The sequence below is a fragment of the Paenibacillus phyllosphaerae genome (assembly GCF_014192105.1).
GTDB lineage: Bacteria > Bacillota > Bacilli > Paenibacillales > Paenibacillaceae > Paenibacillus_Z > Paenibacillus_Z phyllosphaerae.
In genome coordinates this window covers 1-13,218 of sequence record NZ_JACHXK010000015.1, presented here as the reverse complement: position 1 = coordinate 13,218, position 13,218 = coordinate 1, and the positions used below count along the sequence as shown (strand labels likewise).

Sequence of the window (13,218 nt, the reverse complement as noted above, 5' to 3'; positions counted from 1 at the left end):
ATTATAAACCCATCCACTCATTTCATCGTTGATCGATATTCAAAAGCGGTCGTCCCATACACGCTCTTAAAGTGTTTGTTCAAATGGGTCAGATCCACAAAACCGCATGCCGCTACGGCCGCATAAATATCTCCGCTTTGCTCGATTAGCTGTTTGGCATGTTCAATCTTGCAATTCAGGAAGTATTGGTAAGGAGAAATGCCGGTATGAGCCTTGAACAACCGGATCAATTGAAATTTCGACAAATGAAGCTCGTTACAGATCTCATCCAGCTTCAGCACATGCTCGAAGTTGGCTTGGATCATATCCTTCGCTTTGCGAATCCGCGCATTATCTTTCTTCTCGCCGCTCAAAAGATGGGTAGGCATAAGGCAATCCGTGAGCGATAACAGCAGCTCACTGCATAACGCCTCATCTTGATCGCTCAGTATGGCTTGAGATAATCGTAAGATTCGTTGCTCAAGTCTCCGATCGTAGACGATAGGCGAGGAGAAACGCACGATATCCTTTTTCTCGATAGCCTCCAATAGCATGTGCGGCTTAATATACAGCATGACATAATCAAGCCCATTCCGGTCATGCGCCATCCCGTCATGCGCCTGCTCCGGATTGAACAACATCACGCCGTTCTCGTAGGACAAGTGTAAACTTCCATCCAAGTTATAGTGCTGGATGCCCCGCAACGTGACACCGACCGCATACTCCTCATGCGCGTGCTTTTTATATTTGAATTCGGTCATACTCGCTGACAGCGCAGTGATGCCTGCCGATTTTTTGTAGACGAATTTGTCCATTCCCCACACCTCTACATAAGCTTGCCTAGATCCAGATCATGATGGCAGCAGAAGCTAGCAATAAAGCCATAATAACATTGACGGTCTGCGTGTGCTCCTGCAAGAACGTTTTGAAGATCGTACCGAAGAGCACCCACGTCGTAAAAGCTAAAAACCCGATGACCGTTACGGCCACGATCCCTATCGACACCGCAAAAATCGCGCTAGAGTACGGCATAATGTAAGTCGGAACGACGGTCAGCGCGAATAGCACGACCTTGGGATTCAAGAATTGCATCAGGAAACCGGCTATAAAGGTAGCCGTTCGATCGGTAATCGGTTTTGACGGTTTTGGTATATAAATTTGATAGATGAGATAACTCATATACAAACTCCCGATGATCTGCATGCCGATGACGATCTTCGGTATGATCGCGACAAGCATCGTGTTCAACGCAGCAGAAGTCGCAAGCAATAAGCCAAAACCGATCGTCGCCCCATAGGCATAGTTCATGGCCTGTTTGGCCCCGCTATGATTCACGGTGGACAATAGGATGAGATTAGTCGGCCCCGGCGTAAAGGTTGCAATGATACAGTAAATCAAAAAAGATGTAAGATCCATGAGAAGGCTCCTTTCAAGCGCTTCTCCTATCCTACATCTGAACCCGAAATGCCCTATAGTATATTATTGCAGAGATTCAGTTTCTCCCGCCATGGAGGCGATTGTCAATTGCAGATGGGAACTCCACCCACGTCTCATTCGTGGAATGGTATTCATGACTCACGCCTCCGCGCCTGTCTTCTTCACCTCCACATGCAGCAGCCTCGTCCTCGTCACCATGCCCCCGCTCTCCAGCGTTCGCTTGGAAGCTTCGTTATAGTACCAGCAGCCGCCAATCGGCCGAATGTCCCGCTTCCTGCACCAGTCCCGCAATCGCACGATCATCGCTTTCCCAACGCCTTGATTCCGATAGGCTTCGTTCGTGAACATCCCGATGCTGGCCAAGCCCGTGAACAACCGGGAACTTTCCGCCAACCCAATCCCCAGCAACTCTTCATTCCTGTAATAGACGAGGAGCTCTCCCGTCTCGATCCACCGTGCATAATTATCGAGAAAATCGCCGCATACGTGCTGAATCGCAGGCAGATCGTCTGGCGTTGCAAGGCGGAAGCGGTCACCTTCGTTATCCCTAACTTCCGGAACGTCGACCTGGCTGTCTTGGAAAAAGTAGGCTTGCTTGCGGATCGCATAATCTTGATCAATCGCCAAACTGAGCAGCAACTCGTCACAGGTCGGAACGAACAGCGATTGGATCGCATACTGATCGATCACCTGCCGGAACAACGGCTGCGCATGCTTCAGATAGGCGCGGCGGACATAGAACTGCGTCAGCCGTTCCCGCTGATGAACCGCCATGTAGCCGATATCGTTCGAATCGTTGCGGAACAGGTAGAATTCGGACTCCAGAATATGCGCCTCCAAGAAAGAGTCGAATGGGGAAGACAGCCCTTCCAGATACTCCGTCATCAAAGGGCCAATCTCATCGATCGTGCACGCTTTAACGATCATGCCGCTCACCTTCCTTTTTTTGACTCTATCGTAGCACAGTCTTGCATGCCGAAGGTTGCGAAAAAAAAACCGCCCCACGCCGAAGCATGGGACAGCTCTTAGAACCGTTCGATAAGCCTTTAGCCTTCCGCCAGAATCAGTCTCGCCAACGCGGCAAGGTCGATGATGTCGATGACGCCGTCGTTGTTCAGGTCGGCGGATCGGTACGTATTCCAGTTCGGATCCTCGTTCGTCATGCCGTAGTGGGCGGCCGCGATCGCCAGGTCGCTGACGCGAATCCGGCTGTCGCCGTTGATGTCGCCGGCCGATTGCTTGATGACGAGCGCGCGGAACGTCTGAACGGCGGCGGTCAACTGCTCCAGCGCCTCATTGATCTGCGTCTGCGTAGCGGAGGCGTTGCCGAGCACCGCATTCGCTGCCTGGATCGCGGATTGCAGCGCGGCCTTCGAACCTGCAGGGTATTGACCCGCTTTCGTCCCTTCTACCGCTGCCTCATGCAGCGACTGTGCATCGGCGATCGCTTCGCTCAATGCATCGCGCGTCACGGCGGCCGTAATCGCAAAGCTATACGGTAGCGGACTAGCGATGACGGTCTCTGCGCCGGTACTGTCAGCGAACAGGATATCCGATACCGAGATGCTGCCCGTCTCGTTCGCTCCTGTATCTTTGGCCTTGAATTGAAGCTTCAGATCTAGCGGGCCAGCGCCGGCGTCGCCTTGCCCCAGATTAACCGTCAAGAACCGGATCGCGCCAGGCGTCTGCGCCGACTCCACGATCTTGAATCCGTCACGCAGCGACTCGGCGGCCACGAACTCGACTTTGTCCGGATCGTAATGGACGGTGAAGTCTTGGGCGAGCGAAGAAGCGGATTCATCCGTCGAGCTCAGCTTCACATCGAAGATCTGATTGGCTGCCACGCTCGCGGGCCCTGTCAGAAGAATCGGGCTAACCTCAACCTCGTCGCTCTTCACGATATGGACTTTATACTGCTTCGACGTCGTATGATCCTCCGCCTTGGACGTTAAGACCAGCTCTGTCGTGTCGCCGGTCAGCGCGATCTTGCGGCTGATGGCGTCATTAATGAGGATGTCGCCGTCGTACACGAGCCCGTATTCGTCCGTTGGGGCAACCGTCATGTTGACCGATGTAGCGGAGGCCGGCACCTTCAGCGTATACTCGCTCACTTCCGGATCGAAGGCTTCGGACAGCGCGCCGTTATCAAAAGCAAGCTGCTTCAGATTCGCATTTGCCTTGTAATCGGTGATGACGCGGAAGATATCGAACAGCCCGCCGACGAATCCGCCCGTGCTCTGGAACTTGACGGTGACATAGTGAACGGTACGCTCGACCTGATTGCCGCCGCTGTCCGTCTCGGTCACCACTTTGGTCCGGCTGTTGTCGACCAGCGACTGCGTGATAAGACGCCGCTGATTGTAGAAGTTGCCCGGGTTCCGGTTCTCGATCGTCTCGGTCGCAAGCTTTGTATTATCGACATAGAGATCGAAGCTTCGTCCCGCGTCGCCGCTGTAATACGTGCTGAGCAGATAGTTCGCCACGCCAGGCGTGACTTCCATATCGTAGCTGAACCAGCCGTTCGCCGTCGCATCCCGGTACGACTTGCCATTGTAGACGCCGACCGTGGAATTGGCCGTCTGGCGATTGGCCGCCAGCTCATATTGATCGTTGGCCACGATGACGAAGCTGACGGTGGCATCCTCGGTCCGACCGGCCTCTTTGGCCTCGAGAATCGATTGCTGATAACCCGCCGAATCCGTCGTGATCAGTTCGAAATAAATGCCGTAACGATCCTCATAGCGTTCAAAATGCGGCGTGAACGTCAGTACGCCTCCATCCGCGTCGGTTCCCTTCAGCGTAAATTCGAGCTTGCCCTCCGTCTTTACCAGATGCTGCGCAATGTTAGTCCGCCATTCGTCCAAACTGCCCTCGGTCACGGTAATGAAATCGCGGGCCGCATTGTCCGGATTCGGCTTCAGCACGTTGATCCCATGCGGGCTGGTCGTCATATTGTTCGTACCGAGTCCCGCGCTAAGCACGACAGGACCATATTTGAACGCGATTACGTCCGGATTGTCCGGCAGCCCATAAGCGACGACCTCCATCGGGAAGTCCAGTTCAATCGTCGTGCCATCCGTCCATTGCTGCGCCAACACGAGATACCCGTCTTCAACGGCATAATCGGTCACCAGGGAACCGTTGACCTTCACGGAAGGATTAGTCTTCGCCCAGTCCGGGATCCGGAACTTAAGTGCCGTATCGGTCTCGCCTGTCGTGTTCACCGTGAAGGTGACCAGTCCTGATGCGTCATCGCCCGCTCCAACATTTGGCAGATGAGATTCCTGCGTCAATTTGATATTCTGATCAGCCAAGTCGAGGACCGAGGACAGGTACGTATTGACATAGACGCTGTGATTGCCCGTGAAGTAGACGCTGTCGTTCAGCTTGGCGAAATTCTCCATTCCCGTACCGGTACAGCACCAGAAGTGGAAGAACTCGCTGCTGAACACCTTGAAGTACCCGGTGTCCATCGGCTGGAAGTACATCGTCATGCCCGTCTCCGGGTTCTGTGAGGCCATAATCGCATTGGTGAAGGCATTCTCGTAATAGTCGGCGTATTTGCGATCCTTCGTAATCTTGAACAGCTCACGGGAGAGCTTCAGCATGTTATAGACGTTGCACGTCTCGTTATTGACGTTCGTGCGTTCGGCATCGAGGGAATCCGCCGGGCCGAAATGTTCGTTCTCGCTGTTGCCGCCGGTGATGTACGAATGGTGCTCGACCACCATATCGAAAAAGTTTTTGGCCACTTGCAGGTAATACTCGTTGTCCTCCGACTCTTCCAGCACCTGGTACCGCTTCAGCGCGCCGATCACCTTCGGGATCGTCGTGTTCGCATGCTTGCCGTTCAGCACGTCCACGTTGTTGTACAGCTGATCGAACAGCGTCATCTCGTCGAATTTCTCGGCCGCTGCAACGAAATGGTCATTCCCCGTAAGGGCATACAGGTCATAGAGCGCATCGTTCATGCCGCCGTATTCCACGCTGAGCACCCGGGACTTCGTCGCTTCCGTCCACTTGGACGTGCGATTGTAGACGTATTCGCCGAGCTTCTCCGCCACTTCGAGCGCTTTCTCGTTGTCGGTGTATTCGGCCGCGCTGACGAGACCGCCGAGAATCTTGTGCATCGTGTACCAAGGCACCCACACCGCCTGGCCGTTCTCCACCCGGTCGAGGAACGAAGTCGGGAACGCGGAGACGTAACCGTTGCCGTTCGCCTCTTGGCACGCCGCCAGCTCGTCGATGATATAATCGATCCGCTCCTTCAGCTTCGCCTTGGTCTCGCCTTTCGCGTTCACGTACGCCATCGAGATCGCGTTCAGATAGTGGCCGAGCGTATGGCCGCGAATTTCGGTATTCTCCCACCCCTCGTAGACGGCAGCTTTGGGCGTCAGACCGCTCGTCGTGCGGAAGGCGCTAAGCAGACGGTCGGCTTCGAGCGATAACAGATACTCGACGTCTTTGTTGAACGCATTGACGTAATAGCTGTCGGTCAGCGTCACGTTCTCCATCGGAACATTTTGCAGCGATTCCGATACCTTCTTCGCAGGGACCACGACCTGGAATGTCCGCGTGACGCTCTTCGTTCCGAAAGTAACCGCTGCGGTGAGCGTAACGGTAGTATCTCCCTCGGATGGACGGGTGACCTTGCCCCGCGAATCGATGACGGCTTCGTTGCTCGAGGTCCACGTGATCGACGATTCCGACGGACCAACAGACGGGAGCGTCAGATTGCCCAGCGTCTGCGCCGGAAGCGTGAGGGCATCCGCATCGGCCTGCGCGATTTTGCCATAATCGAAGGCGGTTCCGGACTGTTCTTCATAGAGCGCGATAATATCGGTATAGTTCGCCGCCGTATTGTAGATCTCGTAGTCGTCGAGCGCATATTTGCCATAAGCGCCGTTATATTGCGGACCGTTGAAGCCGAGCGACTTCTGCGTCGTTTCATCCGCCGTAATCACGCCGTCCGCGCCATCCGTTCCGATGCCAAAATCGATCGTCGTCGCCTGCTTGATGCCGTTGCGATAAATGTTCACCGACTTCGTCTTGCTGTCATAGGTGATCGCTACATGCGTCCATTGATCGACCGGGAAGAAGTCCGCCCTCGAGCCGTTCACGCTTACTTTGTACGGCTGCTTATTCGCATCCGAGGAGCCTAGCGAGATCGCCAGCGGCTTGCTGTCGTTCTCCGAGCTCAAGTACCAACCGTCGCTATACCAGACCGTTTTGTTCCACATGAGCATCTGTTCGCCGGTCATTCGTTCGTTCGGTTTGAACCAGAAGGAGACCGTCAGGTCGGAGGGCTGCAGCGTGCCGCTCTTACCTAAGTTGACGTACGTATTGCCGTTGAGCTTCAGCGCCTTGCCGCCGTTCACGCCCGGCACATACGAATAGTTGACCCCTTGCACCGTGCCATTGTTGCCTTTGCCGGAGCTGTCCTGCACATTGTCCTCGAATTCAAGCGACAGTACCTTCGAAGCGTCTGTGAGTGAGTGGGTATCGTTCTCGGCTGCGAATACCGCTTGCCCGGACAGCAGATCGCCCGACAGCATCGCGACGGATAAAGCCACTAATGCGATTTTGCGCTGGTTCTTCATACACGTTCGTCCCCCTACATCGTCACTATGTAACCGTATTCATAATGTACAATGCGGCTCTATCGATGGAAATGGAATCTGATATGCATAAGGTGTAAAAATTTTGGCACAGACGCATCACCAGCATGATTGGCTTGGTTGCGGCTAACTGCAAGTCCGAGGCAACTTGAAAATGCACATAGAATGGAATCTGGTAATAAATGAGCAATGCTTTTGCAAGAGAAGCCGCTATAATGAATGCCTATCAGCTGTCTTCTGGCTATTACTTTCGTCTTACGTCAAAAAAAGCCCGGGCAATAACCCGCATCGTGCGGATCATCTCCCAAGCTCGTCTCCCTCTCTATCACGACCGCTTGACGGTACGTCACCTCGCCTACTGGATCAGCTCGTCCAATTCATCCCGCCCTTGCTTCGCCCGCAGGTTGAGCGAGCGCTTATCCTTCAGACCGAATGCCTCCAACTCATGTCCGGGATCCGCAATGAGCGGCTGCGCGATGACCGCCTCTAGCAGTCCCGCGGCCGTCCGGGCCGCCTCGAGCATCGTCGACTTATCGAGCGCACCGCCTTTCCTCAATGTTTTGAGGATATCGATCATGTTCTCGGCATAACTCAACTTGACCAGGCTATCGCTGCTCTTCACGTGCCGAGCCGCAAATGCCGTAATCTCAGACAGAATCGCCGGATCGGGATGGACGACCGCCAGTTGCCGTAAAGCCGCTACGGCCTCCCAATCGCGGATGGACAGCGAACTGATCTTGGCTGCTGCCAATTCCCGTTTCCACGCCTCCTCCTGCTCCGGGGATACTGCATAGGACTGATATTCTTTCAGCAGGCCTTCTCGGTGCATCTGAAGCTTGTGGCCTAGATAGGTGTTGAACAATTGCTGAGCTCGCGTCATCCTTACCTCCGTCGTTATCGCCTTTGCCCTGAGACCGTACAGATAGCGGGCACGGCTAAGCGCTTTTTTGTCATTATACCGGTACCCGCTTCCTTTTGTAAAAAAACGGCCGTTCGTGCCATCCGTCAAGGCTAACTCCATAGTCGAAAAAGAGCCGCCCCCTCATCAACAAGGAGCGGCCCTCTATTCGTGCGGGAATGTTCCTCGCCAGCCGTTGCCAGCACAGCTCAAGCTATGCTCGCTTCCTGACGTTCTATTGCAAGATCAATTTGGCGACAGCAGAAATGTCGACGATATCGATCTTGCCGTCGTTGTTGATATCCGCTTGCTTAATCGTATTCCAATCCGCATCTTCGCTTGTCGCGCCATAATGAGATGCGATGATGCCCAGGTCGCCGATGCTGTATCTGCCATCGTTGTTGAAATCTCCCTGTTTCGGCACGTTGATCGCTGCCTGGAAGGTCTGGATGGCCGCATTCAGTTCGGTTACCGCCGCATTCACTTGCTGCTGCGTAGCTGCGTTGTCGTCGAGGACGGCTTGCGCAGCCGTGATTGCCGACTTCAAGGCTGTTTTGGAACCGGCCTTATATTCGCCCGGCTTCGTGCCTTCGATCGACTGGTCATGCAGCGTATCCGCCTGCGTAATCAATGCGCTCAGCTCGGCTTTATCCACCGATGTGTCGGCCTTCGACAACTCGATCTGCAGCGGCTGGCCAACAGGTTGATTGGTCTCCACCCCTTGGGCATCCGCTGTGATGACATCATTCAGCGTTAACTCGGTTGTCGTGGATTCGCTTAAGGACCGCACGATGAATGTCAGCTTCAGCAAGCCTTGCGTGCGGCTTACGCCTGAACCGGCCTGGTCTGCAGCCAGCAAGAACCGTATAGCGCCCGACTCATCCGGTTCGGATTGCCCCACGACAGCGAAGCCGTCAATGGCTGCTTCGGCGGACACGAATTCGAGCTGCTCAGGATCATAATTTACCGTAACGTCGTTGGCGTAGATGTCTGAGTCAAGGCCGGAAAGGCTGTACGTCACCTCGACTGTCTCACCGGCTTTTGCCGAAACCGGACCGCTTAATTGCGCGCCGTCCTGCGTCTCCTGCACCCGGACGCTCGCTTCCGCAGGCACGTAGGTGCCGGCGACTGTTCCCTTCACGCTGAACATGCCCGTCTTGGCGATTTGCTCGTTGTCGAGCTTGCTCCACGCAACGGATTTGCTAGCCTTACTGCCATCGCTCAGAGTCACGTGCACGGATGACGGAAGCTGCGGCATTTGGCCGATGGAGGTTGTAGCGCTGACCGGATCGATCGCCGTTACGACAGGATCGTTCGTTGTTCTGAGCCTCAGCACCGTGACCGAGTAGGCCGGGAACTCATACGTGAACGATGGGCCGAATCCTGACTTCTGCGACGTGACCGGCGCGACATGATCCGGCTCGCTGAAAGAGTTCTCCGCTGCGGCTGTAGCTGATTTCAACTCGATGACGGTTGCTTTCGCATCGATGTATTCCGCATCGACATTCACGTCCGTCAGCTGCGTATTGCCGGAGGAGTTGACCACTTTGACGATCAGATCGCCCGTTGCCTCGTCCTTCGTCGTCACGCTGTAGAGCGGTCCGAGCGTCGGTGCCACTTCATTGACCAGCTGGCCATCGAGATAGGTACGAATGCCTGAGCCGTTCACTTCCACCTTAATATCGTACCAACGGTTGGTCTCGACGCCTTTGGTGACGATGTTGCTGATCGTCGATTTGGTACCGCCCACCGCTTTCTCTACGACCGTCTGCGTGTTATTCCAGCCGCCGAGATTATACCAATAGTAGTTGTTCGTGTCTTTGCTGCCGAAACCGATCAAGAAGCCTTCGGATCCGCTCGTCTTCCGCGCCTTCAGCGTGACGGTGTAATTCGACCAGTCCGCGCCTGTATTGAGCAGCAGTCTCGCGTCCGTCGTCGTCGCCGACGTCTGCTTCAACGTCTCGTTCTGGACCGTCCATGTGCCTTTGAAATTCGTCCAACCCGTTAGTGCGTCCGCATTGCTGAAACTCTCGTTGAGCAAGACCGAACCGTCGTGCTTCGTCACTTTCACATCGTCATACTCCACCGCCGTATTCCATGATCCCAGTGCGATCGAGCCGGCGATGTCGTTCAAGGATGGCTTGTTCTTCTTAAGCTCCGTGTTCATCAGCTGCTGGCCGACATGATTGCTGAACATGCTCTGGACATGGTAGTTCGGCGTCGCGTAGGACTGATTGTTATTGAACCAGATCAGGTCCGTCGTCCACTGCGTGTTATCTTGGCGGGCGAACAATGGCGCGAAGGACGCCATGCCGACAACATCCGAGTTGCGTTCAAGGCCCGTCATGAATGCCGCTTCGGCGAGCGCGCTCTCCATATTGTTGCGTTTGCCTGTGCCGTGGGCCGCGTATTCGCCGACGAATACTTGCGGACCGCTGCGGTCGTAATTATCGTAGCGTGCCACATTGTTATAGAACCAGTCCGGCGATTGGTACATATGCTCGTCGACCAGATCGGCCTTATTCCCGTTGCTCTCCAGCCAGTCGTAAGTTTGGTGGAAATACGTATCATTCGGCGCATAGCCAGCGCTTAAGACCAACTTGATGTCGGGGTACTTCGCCTTGATTGCCTCATAGAAAGCATTGTAGCGTGCGAGGTAATCCGCGCCCCACAGCTCGTTGCCGACGCCGAGATACTTCATGTTGAACGGCTCTGGATGACCGTTCGTCGCCCGCTTAGCCCCCCATTCCGTCGTCACGTCACCGTTCGCGTACTCGATCAGATCAAGCGCATCCTGGATGTAAGGCTGCAGCTGATCCATCGGGATTTTCGGCGGATTCGAGTTGCAGGATACCTGGCCGACGAAGATGATCGGCAGCGGCTCAGCCCCGATATCTTCGGCCAGCTGGAAATATTCCTGGAAACCGAGGCCGAACGATTGATAATAGTTCGACGCCCATTGGTTAGGCTGTACTTTGCGTTCGGCAACATCGCCGATCGTATTCTTCCACTGGTACCGGTTCTCGATCGAACCGCCCTCGACGATGCAGCCGCCGGGGAAGCGAAGGAAGCCCGGGTTCAAATCATCCAGCATCTCCGCCAGATCATATCGCAGCCCGTTCGCGCGGTTGTTCCAAGTTTTCTCCGGGAACAGCGATACCATATCGAGATCAATCGTGGCCGCTTCCGCCAGCGTCACGGCGAAGCTTGCATTCGTTACCGTCTGGCTGGCCTGCAGCGAGCAGCCAAGCTGGCTCCACTCGGCCGTGACGCCGCTTGCTTCACATGCGCCGATCACGGTGCCATCAGCTGCGCGAAGCATTGCCGCAAGCGGCTGTGTCAGCGCCGAGCCGCTGCGTGCGTAAGCGGTGAAGTTGTATTTTTCACCAGCCTGCACGGCAATGCCGCCGCTGTAACCCGCATTGGAGATACCGACGCCATCCCCAGGAGTCGTCACGGCGATCCGCGCATAACGAGGATTCTTGGTATTAAGCGCATTGGCCGTCTCGGTCGTGAGCGTACCTGTACCGCCTCCGTCCGCCTTCTTCGTCCAACTGTAGAGCGGAGTTCCGAATTCGAACGAGCGATTCTGGATCAGATCGCCGTACAAGCCGCCGTCTGCCGCATAGTTGATGTCCTCATAGAAAATGCCGTAGAGCGTCGGGCTGACTTCATGGACAGCGTCTTTGCCGTCAATGTTCATCGTGAACGCCGTTGAGCCTTCTTCCCATACGATCACCGTGAATGTTTTCGTATCCTGTGCAGTCCCGTTCGTGATCTTGGCCGTTAACGTCACCTTCTTGTCGCCTTGTCCGGCTGCTGGACGCGTAACCTTCCCATCAGCGCTTACGACCGCAGGGTCGGACGAACTCCACGCAATCGTAGAACCAGCTTTGCCCAGCACTGGAAAAGTGAGGTCAGCCGTTTGTTGCGAGGTATCGCCCAGATCGAGTGCGTTCTTGTCGTACGCAAGCATCTCCGAATCGCTCATATCGTCAGTCATCAGATTGACGAGTTCCTGACCTGACAGCGCTCTGCTGTAGATGCGGAAGTCATCCAATTTGCCATCGAAATAGGGATCTGCGCTGAACTGCGATCGGCCGATATAATTGTTCGCCGTACTTCCCAGATCGGATGGATCCAGCTGCATATTGCTCACGCTACCGACCTGAATACCGTTAATGTAGAGCGTATACGTATTGCCCGAGATGACAAAGGCGATATGCTGCCACGCCTTCGATGTCGGGAATGGAGGTCCCGCTAGCCCTGTCTCGCCGCTGCCTTCCGGCCGGAGGCCGAACCGGACATTCCCGTCGCCATTCTTCAACGTCAAGAACATATAGTTCGTTGCGCTTGAGCCAAAATCGAATACGCGTGCCCAGGTCGACAGCGTATCCGCATACACCCAGGATGAAATCGTCACGTCATGCTGCGACACCATCAGCCCATTCGGCAGCTTCAAATACCCGTTCGTGCCGTTCAGATCGATCGCGCCACCCGTCTTGCCCGCCGTGCTCCAAGCGGCGCCACCCTGCAACGACGCATGTAACTCATGGCCTGATGCATCTGACGCCGTCGTTCCCGATCCTTGATCGAATGTGTAATGCAGCAACAAACTGTCGTCCGCAGCCGCCAGATGAGCGGCCGATGCATCTCCTTGCTCTACCTCCGCATAAATCGGCGTTAAGCTAGTCACGCACATTGCCGCGATCATGCCTGCTACGGCCGCTCCCCGCACCGATTTCTTCTTCCACCATCTCTTCAACCCAATTGCCCTCCTTCATAGTCGCCAACGTTCTCCCCATGCTCATCTGCGCTCCCCGTCGTGTATCCTCATACTAAAGCGCTTCCAATTACATTGGAATAAACTCGTTTTTTCGTTTGGTGTGATTTTTTGTTTAGTGAGGATGCTAGTGATGGAAATAAAAAAGGACTGAATGACCGTGTCGAAGAGGCGACAAGGGCTTCCGTCCTGTTAGTCGTAGACGACATAGCCGGATGGCAATAGTAATACGCAGGACTTCGGCTTCATCTCACGCTCTTACTGAATTCCTTCTGAGTCGTCTAACATGCACTTGAGATACAACATAGATGATAATACTACCTCTTCGGACACTACGCCACTGAGGTGGAACCTAACAAATGACGTAAACAACAAAAAACCGACCACATACCGTGGTCGGTCATTCGTGCTTGGCGACGTCCTACTCTCCCAGGACCCTGCGGTCCAAGTACCATCGGCGCTGGAAGGCTTAACGGTCGTGTTCGGGATGGGTACGCGTGGTT

6 protein-coding genes and 1 rRNA gene are annotated in these 13,218 nt (G+C 54.8%); all 7 read right to left on the bottom strand.

The features are described 5' to 3' along the window. Positions 1 to 17: 17 nt before the first annotated feature. Positions 18 to 794, bottom strand: coding sequence for an AraC family transcriptional regulator (locus tag FHS18_RS24255; RefSeq protein ID WP_183602975.1), 777 nt, complete (start codon positions 792 to 794; stop codon positions 18 to 20). A gap of 25 nt (positions 795 to 819) precedes the next feature. After that, complete coding sequence (locus FHS18_RS24250) at positions 820 to 1,395, bottom strand: LysE family translocator (RefSeq protein WP_183602974.1); 576 nt, start codon at positions 1,393 to 1,395, stop codon at positions 820 to 822. A gap of 159 nt (positions 1,396 to 1,554) precedes the next feature. Beyond that, positions 1,555 to 2,343 (bottom strand): GNAT family N-acetyltransferase, encoded by a 789-nt coding sequence (locus tag FHS18_RS24245; protein WP_183602973.1) that lies wholly within the window; start codon positions 2,341 to 2,343, stop codon positions 1,555 to 1,557. 119 nt (positions 2,344 to 2,462) lie between these two features. Continuing rightward, positions 2,463 to 7,016 (bottom strand): beta-L-arabinofuranosidase domain-containing protein, encoded by a 4,554-nt coding sequence (locus tag FHS18_RS24240; RefSeq protein WP_183602972.1) that lies wholly within the window; start codon positions 7,014 to 7,016, stop codon positions 2,463 to 2,465. A 373-nt stretch (positions 7,017 to 7,389) separates the two neighbouring features. Continuing rightward, positions 7,390 to 8,055 carry a hypothetical protein gene (locus tag FHS18_RS24235; protein ID WP_183602971.1) on the bottom strand — a complete coding sequence of 222 codons (666 nt, stop codon included), beginning with the start codon at positions 8,053 to 8,055 and terminating at the stop codon, positions 7,390 to 7,392. 112 nt (positions 8,056 to 8,167) lie between these two features. Then, positions 8,168 to 12,697 carry a LamG-like jellyroll fold domain-containing protein gene (locus FHS18_RS24230; RefSeq protein ID WP_183602970.1) on the bottom strand — a complete coding sequence of 1,510 codons (4,530 nt, stop codon included), beginning with the start codon at positions 12,695 to 12,697 and terminating at the stop codon, positions 8,168 to 8,170. Positions 12,698 to 13,123: 426 nt separating this feature from the next. Continuing rightward, a 5S ribosomal RNA gene (gene rrf, locus FHS18_RS24225) occupies positions 13,124 to 13,218 on the bottom strand; the annotation flags it as partial.

What these genes read in the sequence shown, in the direction of transcription:
- FHS18_RS24255 (WP_183602975.1), bottom strand. Translation starts at nt 794, where the DNA reads ATGGACAAATTCGTCTACAAAAAATCGGCAGGCATCACTGCGCTGTCA.
- FHS18_RS24250 (WP_183602974.1), bottom strand. Translation starts at nt 1,395, where the DNA reads ATGGATCTTACATCTTTTTTGATTTACTGTATCATTGCAACCTTTACG.
- FHS18_RS24245 (WP_183602973.1), bottom strand. Translation starts at nt 2,343, where the DNA reads ATGATCGTTAAAGCGTGCACGATCGATGAGATTGGCCCTTTGATGACG.
- FHS18_RS24240 (WP_183602972.1), bottom strand. Translation starts at nt 7,016, where the DNA reads ATGAAGAACCAGCGCAAAATCGCATTAGTGGCTTTATCCGTCGCGATG.
- FHS18_RS24235 (WP_183602971.1), bottom strand. Translation starts at nt 8,055, where the DNA reads ATGGAGTTAGCCTTGACGGATGGCACGAACGGCCGTTTTTTTACAAAA.